General features: G+C 74.0%; 17 protein-coding genes. 14 read left to right on the top strand and 3 right to left on the bottom strand.

The window, feature by feature from the left end; all coding sequences use genetic code 11:
• Nucleotides 1–7 precede the first annotated feature (7 nt).
• From DK412_RS26400 to DK412_RS26355, 10 genes are read left to right on the top strand one after another with little or no spacing between them, the layout of a single operon-like run.
• On the top strand, nt 8–589 hold the full coding sequence (locus DK412_RS26400; RefSeq protein ID WP_109974393.1) for a gene transfer agent family protein: 582 nt from the start codon (nt 8–10) through the stop codon (nt 587–589).
• A complete protein-coding gene (locus DK412_RS26395) occupies nt 586–1,944 on the top strand; it encodes a hypothetical protein (protein WP_109974392.1) in 1,359 nt (452 codons plus the stop codon). Before DK412_RS26400 ends, DK412_RS26395 begins: the two co-directional genes overlap by 4 nt.
• A gap of 51 nt (nt 1,945–1,995) precedes the next feature.
• Complete coding sequence (locus DK412_RS26390; protein ID WP_109974391.1) at nt 1,996–2,631, top strand: DUF2460 domain-containing protein; 636 nt, start codon at nt 1,996–1,998, stop codon at nt 2,629–2,631.
• A 4-nt stretch (nt 2,632–2,635) separates the two neighbouring features.
• Nucleotides 2,636–3,523: a DUF2163 domain-containing protein gene (locus tag DK412_RS26385; protein ID WP_109974390.1), complete on the top strand. Its 888-nt coding sequence runs from the start codon at nt 2,636–2,638 to the stop codon at nt 3,521–3,523.
• A complete protein-coding gene (locus DK412_RS26380) occupies nt 3,504–3,977 on the top strand; it encodes an NlpC/P60 family protein (RefSeq protein ID WP_109974389.1) in 474 nt (157 codons plus the stop codon). Before DK412_RS26385 ends, DK412_RS26380 begins: the two co-directional genes overlap by 20 nt.
• Nucleotides 3,974–7,888 (top strand): glycoside hydrolase/phage tail family protein, encoded by a 3,915-nt coding sequence (locus DK412_RS26375; RefSeq protein ID WP_109974388.1) that lies wholly within the window; start codon nt 3,974–3,976, stop codon nt 7,886–7,888. Before DK412_RS26380 ends, DK412_RS26375 begins: the two co-directional genes overlap by 4 nt.
• Nucleotides 7,881–9,704 carry a DUF2793 domain-containing protein gene (locus DK412_RS31195; protein WP_245447303.1) on the top strand — a complete coding sequence of 608 codons (1,824 nt, stop codon included), beginning with the start codon at nt 7,881–7,883 and terminating at the stop codon, nt 9,702–9,704. The genes DK412_RS26375 and DK412_RS31195 overlap by 8 nt, the downstream gene beginning before the upstream one ends.
• A gap of 7 nt (nt 9,705–9,711) precedes the next feature.
• Nucleotides 9,712–10,323 (top strand): hypothetical protein, encoded by a 612-nt coding sequence (locus DK412_RS30405; RefSeq protein ID WP_162596312.1) that lies wholly within the window; start codon nt 9,712–9,714, stop codon nt 10,321–10,323.
• A 57-nt stretch (nt 10,324–10,380) separates the two neighbouring features.
• Nucleotides 10,381–10,956, top strand: coding sequence for a glycosyl hydrolase 108 family protein (locus DK412_RS26360; protein ID WP_109974387.1), 576 nt, complete (start codon nt 10,381–10,383; stop codon nt 10,954–10,956).
• Nucleotides 10,957–10,984: 28 nt separating this feature from the next.
• Complete coding sequence (locus tag DK412_RS26355) at nt 10,985–11,254, top strand: hypothetical protein (RefSeq protein WP_109974386.1); 270 nt, start codon at nt 10,985–10,987, stop codon at nt 11,252–11,254.
• A 175-nt stretch (nt 11,255–11,429) separates the two neighbouring features.
• Here DK412_RS26355 and DK412_RS26350 read toward each other — a convergent pair whose 3' ends face one another.
• A complete protein-coding gene (locus DK412_RS26350; protein WP_109974385.1) occupies nt 11,430–12,299 on the bottom strand; it encodes a methyltransferase domain-containing protein in 870 nt (289 codons plus the stop codon).
• 129 nt (nt 12,300–12,428) lie between these two features.
• Between DK412_RS26350 and DK412_RS26345 the strand changes: the two genes are divergently transcribed.
• Entirely contained in the window at nt 12,429–12,986 is a 558-nt protein-coding gene (locus DK412_RS26345) for a sigma-70 family RNA polymerase sigma factor (protein WP_245447300.1), read from the top strand.
• Nucleotides 12,983–13,207, top strand: a complete 225-nt coding sequence (locus tag DK412_RS26340; protein ID WP_109974384.1) for a hypothetical protein — start codon at nt 12,983–12,985, stop codon at nt 13,205–13,207. Before DK412_RS26345 ends, DK412_RS26340 begins: the two co-directional genes overlap by 4 nt.
• 14 nt (nt 13,208–13,221) lie before the next feature.
• Here the strand turns inward: DK412_RS26340 and DK412_RS26335 are convergent, their stop codons facing one another.
• A complete protein-coding gene (locus tag DK412_RS26335) occupies nt 13,222–14,127 on the bottom strand; it encodes a L,D-transpeptidase (RefSeq protein ID WP_109974383.1) in 906 nt (301 codons plus the stop codon).
• A 330-nt stretch (nt 14,128–14,457) separates the two neighbouring features.
• Here DK412_RS26335 and DK412_RS26330 point away from each other — a divergent pair, with 330 nt between their 5' ends.
• Both DK412_RS26330 and DK412_RS26325 read left to right on the top strand, forming a co-directional pair.
• Nucleotides 14,458–14,958 carry a MucR family transcriptional regulator gene (locus tag DK412_RS26330; RefSeq protein ID WP_109974382.1) on the top strand — a complete coding sequence of 167 codons (501 nt, stop codon included), beginning with the start codon at nt 14,458–14,460 and terminating at the stop codon, nt 14,956–14,958.
• Between the two features lie 125 nt (nt 14,959–15,083).
• Entirely contained in the window at nt 15,084–15,392 is a 309-nt protein-coding gene (locus DK412_RS26325; protein ID WP_109974381.1) for a hypothetical protein, read from the top strand.
• A 70-nt stretch (nt 15,393–15,462) separates the two neighbouring features.
• Here DK412_RS26325 and DK412_RS26320 read toward each other — a convergent pair whose 3' ends face one another.
• Complete coding sequence (locus tag DK412_RS26320) at nt 15,463–16,494, bottom strand: TIGR03885 family FMN-dependent LLM class oxidoreductase (protein ID WP_109974380.1); 1,032 nt, start codon at nt 16,492–16,494, stop codon at nt 15,463–15,465.
• Between the last annotated feature and the right edge of the window lie 52 nt (nt 16,495–16,546).

Genomic DNA, 16,546 nt, shown 5'->3' with positions numbered 1-16,546 from the left:
GGCGCTCATGAGCCGCGACGGCCATATCGACCTCGCCCTCGAGGACGCCACCCACCGCTTCCGCCTCGCCATCGGCGACCTGGAGGCGCTGCAGGAGGCGACGGGGATGGGCCCCGCCGCCCTGCTGCAGCGGTTTCATGCCGGCCGGCAATACCGGTTCCGGGACGTGCGCGACGTGCTGCGGCTCGGCCTGATCGGCGGCGGCACCCCGGTGCCGGAGGCCCACGCGCTCGCCCGCCGCCTCGACGGGCTGGCCTGCATCCCGCTGATCGCCAAGGCCGCCCTGGTGCTGGCGGCGGCGCTGGAAGGCGCCGAGGACGAGCGGGTCGGCCGCCCCGCCGGCCCGGCGGGCCCGGAGGGGCGGATCGCCTTCGCGGCGTTCTACGCCGCCGCCGCCGCCATGGGCCTGCCCGCCGCCGACCTGCGGGCGATGAGCCTGTGGCAGCTCGCCGCCTACATCGACGGCTTCAACCGCGCCCGCGACCCGGAGGCGGCGGACGCCCCGACGCCGGAGGAAGAGGACGCGCTCTGGGCCTGGCTCCGGGGCGCGCCCGATGACGGCTCGTCCGACGACGGAGCGCCCGCATGACGACCGAGATCGAGCGCCTGGTGGTCTCGCTCGAGGCCAATGTCGAGGCCTACGAGCGCGAGCTCGCCCGGGCCGGGCCGCTGGCCGAGCGGGCGATGGGGCAGGCCGAGCGCGCGGTCGAGGCCGGGGCCGGGCGCATCGCTGCCGCGATGGCGCGGGCCGGCGCCGAGGTGCGCGACGAGCTCGCCCGCATGGCCGCGCCGGAGGCTCTGGGCAGACTCCAGCGGGCGATGGAGCAGGCGACCACGGTGCCGGCCGGCGACGGCGCCTCCCTGCGCCGTGTCGACGACGCGGTCGGCGGCCTGACCGCCCGCCTCGCCGAGGCCGGATCCGCCTCGCGCGAGGCGGTGGCGGGGTTCGAGGCGGTGGCGGGCGCGGTCGGGGGGATCGCGGAGAAGATTCCGGCCGCCGCCGATCTCGTGACAGATCTCGGCCGGCGGGTGCGGGCGGCCTCCGCCGAGGGGGCGGCGATCCGCGCCCGCATCGCCGACGCCTTCGCGATCAGCGACGCCGCGTCCCGCGGCAGCCTCGCCGGGAACGCGACGGCTGCCGCGGGCCCACCCGCTCCCGAGGCCGTGCGAGCGCCGGCGAGACCCGCCAAGGCGATGGGGAAGGCCGCGGAGACGGAAGACGACGCCTTCCGCGACGAGGTCGCACGCCTCGCCCGGCGCACCGGCCTCCTGAAGATCGAGGCCGACGCGGTCGGCCGGGAGGAAGGTGCCGCCGCCAGGGCCGAGGCGGCGTTCCGCCTGCTGGAGGCGGCCAAGAAGGCCGACCTCGCGGTGACGCCGGCGCTCCGCGAAGAGGTCGATCGGGTGGCGCAGGCCTACGGCGCCGCGACGGCGCAGGTGGAACGGGCGGAAGCCGCGCAGCGCGCCGCCCAGTCCGCCTCGCGCGAGCTCGGCTCGGCGCTCGCCGACAGCTTCAAGGGCGCGATCCTGCACGGCGAACGGCTGACGAGCGTGATCTCCCGGCTCGCCACCACGCTCGCGAGCCGGGGCATCGACCGGGCCTTCGACGGCCTGTTCGGTCGCGGCAGCCCAGGCTCCGACCTCGTCGGCGACGCCCTCGGGTCGCTCGGCCTGACCCAGAACCCGACCGGCCGCGCCGCTGGCGGCCCCGTCACCCCGGGCGTCGCCTACACGGTGGGCGAGAGCGGCCGCGAGACCTTCGTGCCGCTCCAGCCCGGCCGCATCCTGCCGGCGACGCACGGCGTCGCGTCCCCGGCCCCCGCCCCGAACGTCCAGGTCTCGGTCTCGATCGCCACCGCGGACGCCCCGAGCTTCCATCGCTCGGAGGCACAGGTCAGCGCCGCCCTGGCCCGGGCGGTGCAGCGCGGCCTCAGGGGATTGTGAGAACTGGGATTGTGAGCACTGGGCCTGTCAGCACCAGGAGCCCGAACAACCATGCCGAGCCCCTTCCACGAGGTGCGCTTTCCCCTCGTCCTGTCCTACGGCTCCCGCGGCGGGCCGGAGCGGCGCACCGAGATCGTCACCCTCGGCTCCGGCGACGAGGAGCGCAACGCCCTCTGGCGCCATTCCCGGCGCAGTTACAATGCAGGACCGGCCCTGCGCTCCGCCGAGGACGTGGCTCTGCTGGTCGCCTTCTTCGAGGAGAGGCGCGGGCCGCTCTACGGCTTTCGCTGGTGCGACACCTTCGACCACGGCTCCGCGCCGCCCGGACAGGCTCCCGCGCCCACCGACCAGCGCCTCGGCACCGGCGACGGCGCCACCCGGGGCTTCCAGCTGGTGAAGACCTACGGGGCCGCCTTCGCGCCCTATGCCCGCCCGATCATCAAGCCGGTCGCCGGCTCGGTCCAGGTCGCGGTCGGCGGCGTCGCGCTCGCCGCCTCCGCCTTCGCGCTCGATACCACGACCGGCCTCGTCACCCTCAAGGTCGCGCCGGCTCCGGGCGCCGTGGTCACCGCCGGCTTCCTCTTCGACGTGCCGGTGCGCTTCGCCACCGACCGCATCGAGATCGACCACCAGGCCCTGCGCGCGGGCGTGGTGGCCGACATCCCGATCCTCGAGATCCGGCGGTGACCGCATGAAGACCCTGTCACCCACCCTCGCCGCGAGCCTCGCGAGCGGGGTCACCACCCTGTGCACGTGCTGGATCGTCACTCGCACCGACGGCATGCGCCTCGGCTTCACCGACCATGACGAGGATCTCACGGTCGACGGCGTCGCGTGCTCGGCCGAGAGCGGCGCCACCGGCACCGCCCTCGAACAGGGCACCGGGCTCACCGCCGACAGCCTGGAGATCGTCGGGGCGCTGACCAGCGGGCGCCTCGCAGAGGCCGAGCTGGCGCGCGGCCTGTTCGACGGCGCCGCCGTCGCGGTGTGGCGGGTCGACTGGTCGAGCCCGGCCGACCGGGTTCTCGTCCTCTCCGGCACCGTGGGTGAGGTCTCGCGCGGGCCTACCGCCTTCACGGCGGAGGTGCGCGGCCTCGCCGATCGCCTCAACCAGCCCCGCGGCCGGGTCTACCAGCGCTCGTGCGACGCGCTCCTCGGGGACGGCCGCTGCCGGATCGACGCCACCGCGCCTGCAATCCGCGGCGCCGGCACGGTCGCGACGGTGGGGAGCGCCCGCAGCGTCACCGCCTCCGGCCTCGCCGGGTACGCCTCCCGCTGGTTCGACGCCGGCCGGCTGGTCTGGACCACGGGTGCGAATGCCGGCGCGGCGGTCGAGGTCCGGGCCCATGCCCGCACCGGGCCGCTCGCGGTCCTCGACCTGTGGGAGCCGATGCCGGCCCCGATCGCGCCCGGCGACGCGTTCCAGGTCGTCGCCGGCTGCGACAAGTCCCTGGCGAGCTGCCGGGACAAGTTCTCGAACGTCCTCAACTTCCGCGGCTTCCCGGATCTTCCAGGGAACGACTACGCCGTGGCCTACGCCGTCCAGGGAGCCGACAATGATGGAGGCCGCCTCGGCTGACACCCGCGCGCGCGTCGTCGCGCTGGCGCGCGGGTGGCTCGGCACGCCCTACCACCACCAGGCCAGCGTGAAGGGCGCGGGCTGCGACTGCCTCGGCCTGCTGCGGGGCGTCTATGCCGCGCTCTACGGCGCCGAGCCGGAGGTGCCGCCGCCCTACACGCCGAGCTGGGCCGAGGACCGGGGCGCCGAGACGCTGCGGGATGCCGCCGCCCGCCACCTGGTGCCGCTCGCTACCACCGCGGCCGGGCCCGGCGACGTGCTCCTGTTCCGCTGGCGCGACGGCCTGCCGGCCAAGCATTGCGGGATCCTGGCCGGCCCCGCGCACATGATCCACGCCTATGACGGCCACGCGGTGGTGGAAACCTGGATCCCGCCGGCCTGGTCCCGGCGCATCGCCTACGCCTTCCGCTTTCCCGAACCCTCGCCCGAACCCTCGCCGGAGATCCCGACGTGAGCACGCTCGTCCTGTCCTATGCCGGCCAGGCGGTCGGCAGCGCGCTCGGCGGCCCGATCGGCGGGGCCATCGGCCAGATGCTCGGCGCCGTCGGCGGCGGCGCCCTCGACCGCGCCCTGTTCGGCTCACGGCCGAAGCCGCAGATCACCATCGGCCCGCGGCTGTCCGACCTCCACGTCACCGCCTCGACCGAGGGCGCCGCCATCGCGCGCGTCTTCGGCCGGGTCCGCGTCGGCGGGCAGATCATCTGGGCCACCAAGATCAAGGAAGTCCAGAAGGTCGAGAAGGTGAAGTCCTCCGGCGGCAAGGGCGGGGCGACGCCGAAGCAATTCAACGTGACCTATGCCTACAGCGTCAGCGTGGCGATTGCCCTGTGCGAAGGCCCGATCGTCGCCGTGGGCCAAGTCTATGCCGACGGCAAGCGGATCGACCTCGCGGCGCACAGTACCCGGGTCTATCTCGGCGACGAGGCGCAGGGGCCGGACCCGAAGATTGCCGCGATCGAAGGCGCCGCCAACGCTCCGGCCTATCGGGGCCTCGCCTACATCGTGTTCGAGGATTTGCCGCTGGCCGGCTTCGGCAACCGCGTCCCGGTCATCACCGCGGAGGTGATCCGGCGCGCACCCAACGCCTCGGGCCGGCCGGCCCTCGAGGAGCTGGTGACCGCCGTCACGATGATCCCGAGCATGGGCGAGTTCACCTATGCCACCGCGCCGGTCACCGCCTCGACCTTCGGCGGGATCTCCGGGCAGAACACGGTGTCGGGCGGGGTCGACGCGCTGAAGGCGCTCGATCAGCTCGCCGTCGAGGCGCCGCGCTGCCGGCACGTCTCGCTCGTGGTCGCTTGGCACGGCACCGACCTGCGGCTGTCGGCCTGCCGCATCGTCCCGAAGGTCGAGACGGCGAACAAGACCACCACCCCGGAATGGCTCGCCGGCGGGGTCGACCGGGCGAGCGCTGCGATCGTCAGCCTCGACGCAGGCGGCGCCCCGCTCCTCGGCGGCGCGCCGTCCGACCTGTCGGTGGTGCAGCTCATCGGGGCGCTGAAAGCGCGGGGCTACGCCGTCACGCTCTACCCGTTCGTGATGATGGACATCCCCGCCGGCAACGGGCTGCCGGACCCCTATGGCGGGGCGGAGCAGGCGGCGTTCCCCTGGCGCGGGCGGGTGACCTGCCATCCGGCGCCCGGCCGGCCCGGCACCGTCGACAAGACCGCGGCGGCGGCCGATCAGGTTGCGGCGTTCTTCGGCAGCGTGGCGCCGGCGGAGCTGGCGTGGAACGGCCGCACGGTGACCTGTGCGAAGGCCGAGTTCTCGTTCCGCCGCTTCATCCTGCATTGCGCGCGCCTGGCCGAGGCGGCGGGCGGGGTCGACACGTTCCTGATCGGCTCGGAGATGATCGGGCTCACCACCGTGCGGTCCGGCGCCTCGACCTTCCCGGCGGTGGCGCAGCTCATCGGCCTCGCGGCCGACGCGCGGTCGATCCTCGGCAGCGCCACCAGGATCGCGTATTCGGCCGACTGGACGGAATACGCCAACCATCGCCCGGCCGACGGCTCGGGCGACGTGTACTTCCATCTTGATCCGCTGTGGTCGAGCCCGAATATCGACTTCGTCGGGATCGACAACTACATGCCGCTCGCCGACTGGCGCGACGGGTTCGACCACCTCGACGCGCGAGCGGGCGCGCCCTCGCCCTACGATCCGGGGTATCTCACCGGCAACGTCGCGGCCGGCGAGCTGTTCGACTGGTACTATCCGACGCCGGCCGACCGCGACGCGCAACGGCGGGCGCCGATCGCCGACACGGCGTACGGCGAACACTGGGTCTTCCGCCTCAAGGATCTGCGCGCCTGGTGGTCGAACCCGCATCGCGACCGGCCGGGCGGGGTGCGCCAGTCGACGGCCACGGGGTGGGTGCCGGAAGCTAAGCCGGTCCGGTTCATCGAACTCGGCTGCCCTGCCGTCGACAAGGGCATGAACCAACCGAACGTCTTCGTGGACCCGAAGTCCTCGGAGTCGTTCCTGCCCTACTACTCGAACGGCCGGCGGGATCTCGCCGCGCAGCGCGCCTACCTGGAAGCCACGCTCGCCTACTGGCAGGGCACCTCCGGCAACCCGGTGTCGTCGGTCTATGGCGGCCGGATGGTCGATCCCGAGCGGCTGTTCGTCTGGACGTGGGACGCCCGGCCCTATCCGGACTTCCCGCGCCAGGCGAGCGTGTGGAGCGACGGGCCGAACTACCGGCTCGGCCACTGGATCAACGGGCGGCTCGGCCTCACCCCGATCGCCGACGTGGTGGCCGAGCTGTGCGGCGGCTTGGGCGTGCCGATCGATGTCGGGCAGCTCTACGGCCTGGTGGAGGGCTACGCGATCACGGAGGTGCAGACGCCGCGGGCCTCGCTCGACCCGTTGCGGACGTGCTTCTTCTTCGACGGGGCGGAGTCGGCCGGGCGGCTGGTCTTCGCGCCGCTGGCGCGGGCGCCGGCGGCGGCCCTCACCGCCGACGACCTGGTGGCGCGGGGCGGCAGCGCCGGCGACTACCGGCGCACGCGGGGGGAGGAGACGGCGCTGCCGGGGGTGGTGGCGCTGACCTACATCGATCCGCAGCGCGGCTACCAGTCGGCGTCCGTCGAGGCGCGCCGCACCAACGGCCGGGCCAACGCGGTGCAGCGGGTGAGCGTGCCGCTGTGCCTGGACGAGGGGGCGGCACGCGGCATCGCGCAGGCGCTCCTCTATCAGGGCGTGGTCGAGCGGGAGGAGGTCGGGGCGACCCTGCCGCCGTCCTGCCTCGCCTTGGACGCCGGCGACGTCGTCACCCTCTCCCTCGCCGGGTCCTCCACCGACTACCGGCTGACCCGCCTCGGCCTGGAAGCGGGCCGGCCGGCGAGCGGCATCCGCACGGATCTCGCGGTGTTCGCCTACCGGGACGGCACGGCGACGCCGCGGCCGGCCGAGCCGCCGGCGACGGTCGGGGTGGCGCTGTTCCACTTCCTCGACCTGCCGCTCCTGCGCTCGGACGCGGTGCCCCATGCGCCCTACCTCGCCGCCTACACGGCGCCGTGGTCGCCGGTGGCGGTCCTGCGCTCGACCGCCGGCGGGGCGTTCGTGGACGACGCGACGGTGGGGGCGCGGTCGATCGTCGGGCGGCTGACGGCCGAGCTCTACCCGGGGCCCTGTGCCCGGTGGGACCGGGTGAACAGCCTCTATGTCGAGGTGCCGCGCGGGGTCGAGCTGGCCTCAAGCCCCGAGGTCGACGTGCTCAACGGGGCCAACGTCGCGGCCCTGTTGACGCCGTCGGGCGAGTGGGAGGTGCTGCAATGGGCGCAAGCCGCCTTGCTCGCGCCCGGGCGCTACCGCCTCGCGACGCTGCTGCGCGGCCAGCTCGGGACGGAGTTCGCCTTGGGCAACCCGACGCCGGCGGGTGCCCCGTTCGTGGTGCTGACGGATGCGCTGGTGCAATCGGGGATGCCGCTGTCGGCGCGCACCCTGCCGCTCGCCTGGCGCTGGGGGCCGCTCGGCCGACCGCAGGACGATCCGAGCTTCGCCGGCGCCACCCTGGCGTTCCGGGGCGTGGGCCTGCGGCCCTACGCGCCGGCGCAAGCCCGGATGGTGCGGGCGGAGTCGGGCGACCTGGTGCTGTCGTGGATCCGGCGCACCCGGATCGACGGCGACCCGTGGGAACAGGTCGAGGTGCCCTTGGCCGAGGAAGCCGAGGCCTACGCCCTCGACGTGCTGGCAGGTTCCACCGTCGTCCGCACGTTCGATCTGTCGGCGCCGGCCGTCACCTACACCGCCGCCCACCAGGCGGCGGATTTCGGCGGGCCGGTCACGAGCCTGTCCGTCGCCATCCACCAACTCTCGGCAACCTACGGCCGCGGCGCGGCCCTGAGGGCGACCCTGTATGCCTGATGCCACCACCGCCAACCTCGCCCTGCCGCTGATGGCGGCGGCGCAGGCGCAGAAGCACGTGACCCACAACGAGGCGCTCGTCGCCCTCGACACGCTGGTCCAGCTCGCGGTCCTCGACAAGGACCTGACCGCGCCGCCCGCCAACCCGGCGGAGGGCGACCGCTACCTGATCGCCGGGGCCTCGCCGACGGGAGCGTGGGCGGGGTGGGCGGGGCGGGTGGTGCGCTACCAGGACGGGGCGTGGCGCTCCTTCGTGCCGCGCCCAGGATGGGTCGCCTTCGTGGCGGACGAGGCAGACCTCTACACCTGTACAGGTGTGGCGTGGGTGTCCTACCGCGCCGGTATCACCGTGCTCCAGAACCTCGCGCGGCTCGGGATCGGCACCACCGCGGATGCGAACAACCCCTTCGCGGCCAAGCTCAACAAGGCGCTCTGGACCGCGCTGACGGCGGGCGAGGGCGGCAGCGGGGACCTGCGCTACACCCTCAACAAGGAAGCGCCCGGCAACACCCTGTCGCTGCTGTTCCAGTCCGGCTTCTCCGGCCGGGCGGAACTCGGGCTCGCCGGCGACGACGACCTCCGGCTGAAGGTCTCGGCCGACGGCGGCACCTGGCGCGAGGCCCTGCGGATCGACCGCGCGACCGGCGGCCTCGACCTCGTGGCGGCGGAGATCTCCGCTCCGGTCGCCGCCACCGTCGATCTCGGGGCCCTGCCGGCGCTCAAGGTGGCGCTCACCGGTGCGGGCACCATCACCGGCTTCGGCACCGGCGCGAACCGGGTGCGCCTGCTGCGCTTCACGGGCAGCGCGACCCTGACCCACAATGCCGCGAGCCTGGCGCTGCCGGGCGGTGCCACCATCATGACCGCTTCCGGCGACACGGCGCTGGCGACCTCGGACGCGTCGGGTAACTGGACGGTGCGGGACTACGTGCGCGCCTCCGGCAAGCCGATCGCCGGCCCGGCGGTGGCCGAGATCCAGGATGCCAGCGCATCCGGCCGCAGCGTCCTCACCGGCACGCCGGCCTCGGGCGCGACGGCGCTCGGGCTCGGGACCGGCGGCACGCCGCGCTTTGCCGGGCTGCGCCTCGCCAACACCGACTTCGTGGCGGGGTCGGCCGGATCATGCATCGATGTCGGGGCGAACGCCGGGTCGGGAGACACCGCCTACAAGGTCCAGGCCTTCACCGCCGGCGGGGCCGGGTCGGGAGACCTCGCCCTCAATCCGGCCGGTGGCGGGGTCGGCATCGGCACGGCGTCGCCGGCCTACGGCCTGCACGTGGCCGGCACGTTCGGGGCGACCGGAACGGCGACCTTCGGGGCCGCCGTCACTATCGGCGGCGCTCTGACGCTGAACAACGGGACGTCCAACCTCCTCACGTTCGGCAATGTCGGCATCGCCCCGCCGTCGGTCTCGACCCGATCGGCTGGCACCAAGATCCTGTTGTACAGCAACCTCACGAGCACCAATGCGGATTTCGCGATCGGGATCGATGCCTCGACCCTGTGGAACAGCCTCCCGCGAACCACCGACAGCTTCAAATGGTATGGCGGCACCGCGATCGCGGCGAGCCTGACCGGCGCCGGCGTCTTCACCACGACCGGCAGTATCACGGCGGCGGGGGTGGTCTCGTCCACCAGGCTGCGTCCCGGCTCCTACACCGTCGCGACCGTGCCGACCGGTGTGGCCGGAGACCTGATCTACGTCTCGAATGCCCGCAAGGTCGGCGAGGCGTCCGGCGCCGGCACCGGCGTCCTCGCCTACTATTCCAGCAGCAACTGGCGGCGCCTGTCGGATGACGGCGTGGTCGCGGCGTGAGGCTCCGATGAGCGAACCCTACCTGTACGAATTCCTCTACCGCGGGCGTCCGGCGGGCTCGGCCGCGGCCCCGGCCTGGCACGTGGTGCTCGGGCAGTCGGTGACGCCCCCCGGCGCCGCCGAGCCGCACTTCGTGACGAGCGGGGCGCTGACGCCGGCGCAGGCCGAGGCGGCGGGGTTCCCGCTCTCCGCGGTACTGGCGGGGATCGACGCGGCGGCGCTGGCGGGGCGCGACGCGGCCGTGGCCGAGGCGGCGGCCCTGCGGTGCGAGCGGGATGCGGCCGTGGCGGAGCGCGACGCGCTGGCCGCGCAGCTCGCCGCGCGCGAGGCGGCGCCGGCGGGGCCGGTGAGCGACCGGCAGTTCTTCCAGGCGCTCGCGGAGGCCGGATCCATCACCCGGGACGAGGCGCTGGCGGCGGTGATGACCGGCACGCTGCCGGTGCGGATCGCCGCGGCGGTGGCGGGCCTGCCGGCGGCGGAGCAATTCGCCGCGCGGATGATGCTGTCGGGCGCCACCACGTTCGAGCGCGGGCACCCGATGGTGGCGCGGCTCGGCGCGGCGCTCGGCTACGACGCGGCGGCGCTCGACGCGCTGTGGAGCGCTGCTTCGGCTCTGTGATCCCGGGGGCGCCCCGACCAGGCGCCGCCCCATCCCTGACACATCGGAGGAGGGCCCATGGCCGCTGCGAATTTCGAGCGGGCGCTTTCGCTCGTCCTGACACACGAGGGCGGGTGGTCGGACGATCCGGCCGACCCGGGCGGGGCCACCAACCTCGGCGTCACCATCGGCACCTTGAGCCTGTGGCTCGGCCGGCCGGCGACGCGGGCCGAGGTGCGGGCGCTGACGCCGGGGAGCGTGGCGCCGCTCTACCGTCGTCGGTTCTGGGACGGGATCCAGGGCGACGCGCTGCCGGCAGGATTGGATTACGCGCTGTTCGACTTCGCGGTGAACAGCGGCCCGAAGCGGGCGGTGATCGGGCTGCAGCGAGCTTTGGGCCTCGCCGATGACGGACGGCTCGGGCCGGTGACGCTGGCGGCTCTGGCCGGCCGGGATGTGCCCGGGCTGGTGAACGCCCTGTGCGACGGGCGGCTGACGTTCCTGCGGGCCTTGTCGACCTGGCCGCGCTTCGGCCGCGGCTGGGGCCGGCGGGTCGAGGAGGTGCGGGCCGGAGCGCTCGCGCTCCACGCCGCCCCGGACCGGCGCGCCGCACCGACCGCCTGCCCCGCCTGCGGGCGGGCCGTCGCGGCCTGACGCTCCCGAATGTCGGCAGGAGACCACCATGAACCAGGACCAGCTCACCACGCTGCTGCGTACCCTGCTGCAATTCTGCGGCGGGATCGCCGTCGGGCGCGGCTGGATCGATGCCGAGACCTCAACCGCCCTGACCGGCGCGCTGGTGACGCTCCTCGTCACCGTCTGGGGCCTCTACGTGCGGCGCAATGCCGGCCTCGTCGCCTCCGCGGCGGCGCTGCCGAGCGTCAAGGCCATCCTGGCCGATCCGGCGACCGCGGATGCGGTCCCGAATCCCAAGGTCCGGCCGCCGGCGTAGCGCGCGGCCGGCTGCCGGATCGCCGCTGAGCATCAGTCGTCGAAGTGGTCACCGGTTCGGCGGCGAAAATGATCCAAAAACAATAAAGCCAAGCAGAGTTGCACGGTGCAACTCTGCTTAGGACACCCGTGCCCGGATGCCTTCACCGGCGGCTGTCCCCCTCGCGGTCCTGCCCTCAGCCGTAGGCGAGGCACCAGCCCGGACCGCGCAGCCAGCAGCGGTCGTCCGGGAGGGCATCCGTGCGGTAGAGCATCCGGACGTTGTCCTGGCCGCCGGCCGCCAGAGCGCGCGCCAGGGCCTGCTCGGCCTCCGGGTCGCGGGCGCCGGCGCACGGATAGATCAGGGTCGGGGAGAGGCAGCGCGCCGCGTAGGCCCGCTCGTCGCGACGCTCGATCAGGAAGACGGCCCCCCGGGTGATCGGCGTCCCGGGCCGTTTTCCGGCGGTGAGGGGCAGGATCAATCGCCCGCCGACCGTCAGCGCGTCGAGCCAGGATTCGGCCGGTCGGGCCGCGCCGGCATTGACGAGGACGAGGTCGGCCGGAGGCAGCGCCATGGCGGCGCCGTCGCCCGCGACGATGCGGACCTGCGGCATCCCGGCCAGGGCGTCGGCGGCGAAGGCCGCGAGATCGGGATCGTGCTCGATGCCGAGCACACGGCCCTGCTCGCCGGCGAGGCGGGCCAGCAGGGCGGTGTAGTACCCGGTCCCCGTGCCGACATGCACCATCTGCATGCCCCGCTCCGGCCGCCCCCGGGCGATCAGGCCGACGAGGAACGAGGGCTGCCCGTTGTTGAGGTGCCGGTCCGGCCGGATCGCCACGGGCACGTCCTGGTAGAGGTAGACCGGGTCGTCGTCGGGCGTCCGCACGTAGCCGCCGGACAGCCGGGCCAGGTGCCAGGGTCCGGGCGGCAGGAAGCGCTCGCGGGGGATCGTCTCCAGGGCCGCCTCCAGGGCGCTCCGCAGCCCGGTCTCGTCCGGCGCCGCCGCGTGGGCGATGTGCCGGGCGTAGATGTGCCGTGCGAGGGCAGTCCGCGCGTCCCGTCTCATGATGCCTGCTCCCGATCTCGCTCTCGGACCGCCGATGCGCGGCCATGGGGGGAGGCACACGAGCACCCGGGACGCGGACCGGCCGGAATTATTTGTTTTCAGTTGTCCGCCCTCGGCGAGGCCGTGCGCATGACGCAGGAGGCGTGGGGCACGGCGGCGATGGAGACGGACGAGGCGGAGCAGCGCGACGTGGCAGGAGCGATCCGCGGCCTGTCGGCCGCCGATCTCGCGCGCCTGCGGGCGCTCGCCCGGCTGCGGGCGCGCCGTCTCCCCGGCATCGACTGGTCGGATATCCTGCACGAGGCGATCGTGCGGGCGCTCGACGGCACGCGGCTCTGGCCGCCGGGGGTCCCGGTCCTGGTCTTCCTCGCCGGCTGCATGCGCTCGATCGAGCACGACATCCGGCGCCGCCAGGCGCGGGAGCAGGCCTGGCGGGAGACGGACGCGGCGGAAGACGATGGCCCCGATCCCGAGCGGGCGATCGCCGCCGCACAGGCGCTCGGCGCGATCGTGGCGCTGTTCTCCGGCGACGAGACGGTGCGGCGGATCATCGAGGGGCTCGGCCAGGGCCGCACGGCCGCCGAGATCCGCGCCCGGCACGGCCTGTCCCAGACCGAATACGACAGCGCCCGCAAGCGCCTGCGCCGCGCGCTGCTGCGGCTCGATTCCGAGGGAGGCCCGCGATGACCCAGTGGCGACCCGACCGCGCGCTCGACCGCCTCACCGAGGCGCTCGAGGCCGAGATCCTGTCGGCGCCCGAGCCGGAAGTGCGGGCCCTCGTCGGGGAGGCCGCGCGCGACGCCGATTCCCTGCGGCGGCTGGTGCTGCGGGCGGTCGACCGCGCGGAGGAGGGGGCCGGCCGGCCGCCGGGAGCGGCCGGGGGAGCCCCGGCGCTGCGGCGGCCCTGATCCGGGCGGGGCCGTCAGCCCAGGACGATCACCTGTGCGCCGACCGGCACCCGGGCGTAGAGGTCGATCGCGTCCTGGTTGATCATCCGGATGCAGCCCGAGGAGACGCTGCGGCCGATGCTCTCCGGCTCGGTGGTGCCGTGGATGCGGAACAGCGTGTCCTTGTTGTTCTGCCACAGGTAGAGGGCGCGGGCGCCGAGCGGGTTGCGCGGGCCGCCCGGCACGCCGAGCCCGCTCTGCAGCTTGGACACGCTGCGGGCGAGCGCCGGCTGGCGGGCGATCATCTCCTTGGGAGGGTACCAGTCCGGCCAGGCCTGCTTGGAGTTGATGGTGGCGGCCCCGTTCCAGGCGAAGCCCTGGCGGCCGACGCCGACGCCGTAGCGGCGGGCCCGGCCGCCCTCCTGGATCAGGTAGAGATGGTGCGCCCGCGGATCGACCACGATCGTGCCGGGCGCGTAGCGGCCGCCATAGGCGACCTCCTGGCGCAGGAAGGACGGGTTGGCCCGGCGCCAGCGGAAGGCCTGGACCGGGAACGGCTCGGTGTCGAGCGCCGCGTAGGCGCGGGCATAGTCGATCGGCCCGTCATCGACGACGACGGTCGCACTCGGATCGGCCGTGCCCGGCAGCGGCTGCGGCTCCGCGGCGCGGCGGCCGCCCCAGAACGAGTCCTCCTCCGGCGCCTGAGCGGGAGCGGGCTCGCCCCGGTAGTACGGGTCCGCGGCCTGACCGCGCGGATCCTGTCCCCGCGTGTCGTAGAACGTGCCGTCCTCCGCCGGGACGGGATCGCGGGAGCGCCGGCGCCGGACGGGGGCGAAATCCTGGTCCGTCCAGGCGAAGGCGGGGCGCGCGCCCGCCAGCAGCGTCGAAGCGAGGCCGGCGGCGGTGCCGGCGACCAGGAAGCGGCGGTTCTTGTCGGTCATGGGAGGTCTTGAGAATCGTGCTGACAGGAACGGGACGCCGGATGGCGCAATGCAGCAACAGCTAGGGCATTTCCCCGACGAGGGGAAACCACGGTCCAAGAAAAAACCGCCAGGACCAACGGGCTAGCACGATATCCGGGCGGGTGTGGCACCGCTGCCGCCCGGGCCGGACGGCCTCCGGCGCATGACGGATCCGGCCGACCGATCGCGTGCGATACTTTTTCTATTTCGTATCCGAACTGACGAAACCTGTTGTTACGCATATCACCTGTGGTTGACGCCCCCGACAACACGTGCCCTCTTGAGCCGGTCACTTCGATCTGGTGCGCCATGACCAACGACGACTCCACCCGGTCGCTCGATCTGATCGAGCTCGCTGCCGACGTCGTGTCGGCTTATGTGGCGAACAACTCCGTTCCGGCGGCGGACGTGCCGGGGCTGATCGCGGCTGTCCACACGTCGCTGAGCCAGCTCGGCGCCGCGCCGGCGCCGGAGCCCGAGCGGGCGACGCCGCCGGTCCCGATCCGCCGGACGGTCACGCCCGACCACATCATCAGCCTGGAGGACGGCAAGCCCTACAAGACGCTGAAGCGTCACTTGGCCGGGCGCGGGCTCACTCCCGAGCAGTACCGCCAGAAATGGGGCCTGCCGCCGGACTACCCGATGGTCGCCGCCAACTACGCCGCCCAGCGCTCCGAGCTCGCCAAGAGTTCCGGCCTCGGCCAGAGCCGGCGCGGTCGCGGGCGCGGCGCGGCGATGCGGGCCGCGTCCGACCCGGTGGTCTCCGGGCCGGCACCGGAGAAGCCCCGGCCCGCCCGAAAGCGGCGCTGAGCCGCATCCGCGGCGAGCGGGAGCCGACCCGGCGCGCTCATCGTGCATTCAGGTCGTTAGTTCTTTCCTGGAGGGGCAGGGCGGTCCGCGCGGCCGCCCCTCACATCCCAAGGAGAGATCCTACGATGATGCACGTCAAGGTGCTCGGGATGGCCGCCCTCGTCGCGGGTGGCCTGATCGGTAGCCTGGGTCTTGCGTCGACCGCGCAGGCCGCCCCGATCGGCCTCAGCGCGGCGGGCACGCTCGCGCCGGAGACCGGCGTGACGAAGGTGGCCGGCGGCTGCGGCCCAGGCTTCTTCCCGAACCGCTTCGGCATCTGCCGCCCGTTCTACGGGCCGCGGCCGTTCTACGGCCCGCGCCCCTACTATTACGGCCCGCGGCCGTACTGGCGGCGCCCGTATTACGGCCCGCGCCGCTTCTACTACGGGTACTGATCCGGATCGTACCGACGAGGGGCGCCCGACCGGCCGGTCGGGCGCCTTTTCGCGTCCAGGGCCCGCAGAATCAGCCGGCCCGGGCCGCCGGCTTGCGCCCGAACGGGTCGAACTCGATCACCGGGGCCTTGCGGCCGTGGAGCGTCGGCAGCACCCGCTCGCCGAAGGCGTCGATGAAGGCCGTCTGGTTGCCGCCGACCTGGTGCAGGTCGATCGAATCGAAGCCGAGCGCCGCGCAGGCGGCGATGCGCTCGGTCAGGGCCGGCAGGTCGTGCGAGATCAGGACCGCCTCGTGCATGTCCTCGGGCCGCAGGTAGCGGGCGGCGGCCTCGAAATCGGCCGGGCGGGGCAGTTCCCAGGCGACCGAGGCCGGCAGGGCGTTGAAGCGCCACTCGGCATGGGCCTGGCGCAGGGCCTCGGCCGGGTCGGGGGCGTAGCTCAGGTCCATCTTGAGGAAGACCGGCTTGTCGGCGCCGCCGCTCTCGCGGAAGGCGTCGACGATCGGCCCCAGCACCTCCGGGCTCGTCCCGACGGTGAGGAGCCCGTCGGCCCAGGTGCCGAGCCAGGCGGCGGTCTCGACGCTGGTGGCGGCACCCACGAGGCGGGTCGGGGTCTCGGGCAGCGACCACACCTTGGCGTCGACCGCCGTCAGGCGGCCGCGCTGCGTCACGGTCTCGCCGGCCAGCAGCGCCCGCATGATCTCGGCGCCCTCGCGCAGGCGGGCGTTGCGCTCCGCCTTGTCGGGCCAGGGCCCGCCGGTGGCGCGCTCGTTCATCGCCTGGCCGCTGCCCAGAGCCACCCAGGGCACCCGGCCGGGGAACATCTGGCCGAGGGTCGCCACGGCCTGGGCGAGCACGACGGGATGGTAGCGCCAGCCCCCCGGCACCGAGATGATCCCGAAGGTCAGGCGCTCCGTCGCCTGCAGGGCGGCGCCGAGCCAGGACCAGGCGAAGCCGGACTCGCCCTGGCTCGGCGACCAGGGCTGGAGATGGTCGGAGGAGAAGGCCCCGTCGAAGCCGGCCTGCTCGGCCCGCTGGGCGAGCGCGAGCAGCGCCCGGGGCGGGCACTGCTCGTGGGAGATGTGGTAGCTGTACAAGGTCATCGCGCGGCTCCCGACCCGGGGAATGCCCGAGCCCGGGCGGTCGTTCCGGGCG

Source organism: Methylobacterium sp. 17Sr1-1 (genome assembly GCF_003173775.1).
In the GTDB taxonomy this organism is placed as follows: Bacteria; Pseudomonadota; Alphaproteobacteria; order Rhizobiales; family Beijerinckiaceae; genus Methylobacterium.
The sequence above is the reverse complement of the archived record's forward strand: the minus strand, read 5'-3'. Positions and strand labels throughout refer to the sequence as shown.

Excerpts from the sequence above, each read along its gene's own strand:
- DK412_RS26320 (WP_109974380.1), bottom strand. The coding sequence starts at position 16,494 with ATGACCTTGTACAGCTACCACATCTCCCACGAGCAGTGCCCGCCCCGG.
- DK412_RS30405 (WP_162596312.1), top strand. The coding sequence starts at position 9,712 with ATGAGCGAACCCTACCTGTACGAATTCCTCTACCGCGGGCGTCCGGCG.
- DK412_RS26355 (WP_109974386.1), top strand. The coding sequence starts at position 10,985 with ATGAACCAGGACCAGCTCACCACGCTGCTGCGTACCCTGCTGCAATTC.
- DK412_RS26360 (WP_109974387.1), top strand. The coding sequence starts at position 10,381 with ATGGCCGCTGCGAATTTCGAGCGGGCGCTTTCGCTCGTCCTGACACAC.
- DK412_RS26335 (WP_109974383.1), bottom strand. The coding sequence starts at position 14,127 with ATGACCGACAAGAACCGCCGCTTCCTGGTCGCCGGCACCGCCGCCGGC.
- DK412_RS26325 (WP_109974381.1), top strand. The coding sequence starts at position 15,084 with ATGATGCACGTCAAGGTGCTCGGGATGGCCGCCCTCGTCGCGGGTGGC.
- DK412_RS26385 (WP_109974390.1), top strand. The coding sequence starts at position 2,636 with ATGAAGACCCTGTCACCCACCCTCGCCGCGAGCCTCGCGAGCGGGGTC.
- DK412_RS26380 (WP_109974389.1), top strand. The coding sequence starts at position 3,504 with ATGGAGGCCGCCTCGGCTGACACCCGCGCGCGCGTCGTCGCGCTGGCG.
- DK412_RS26330 (WP_109974382.1), top strand. The coding sequence starts at position 14,458 with ATGACCAACGACGACTCCACCCGGTCGCTCGATCTGATCGAGCTCGCT.
- DK412_RS26350 (WP_109974385.1), bottom strand. The coding sequence starts at position 12,299 with ATGAGACGGGACGCGCGGACTGCCCTCGCACGGCACATCTACGCCCGG.
- DK412_RS31195 (WP_245447303.1), top strand. The coding sequence starts at position 7,881 with ATGCCTGATGCCACCACCGCCAACCTCGCCCTGCCGCTGATGGCGGCG.
- DK412_RS26400 (WP_109974393.1), top strand. The coding sequence starts at position 8 with ATGAGCCGCGACGGCCATATCGACCTCGCCCTCGAGGACGCCACCCAC.
- DK412_RS26345 (WP_245447300.1), top strand. The coding sequence starts at position 12,429 with ATGACGCAGGAGGCGTGGGGCACGGCGGCGATGGAGACGGACGAGGCG.
- DK412_RS26340 (WP_109974384.1), top strand. The coding sequence starts at position 12,983 with ATGACCCAGTGGCGACCCGACCGCGCGCTCGACCGCCTCACCGAGGCG.
- DK412_RS26390 (WP_109974391.1), top strand. The coding sequence starts at position 1,996 with ATGCCGAGCCCCTTCCACGAGGTGCGCTTTCCCCTCGTCCTGTCCTAC.
- DK412_RS26395 (WP_109974392.1), top strand. The coding sequence starts at position 586 with ATGACGACCGAGATCGAGCGCCTGGTGGTCTCGCTCGAGGCCAATGTC.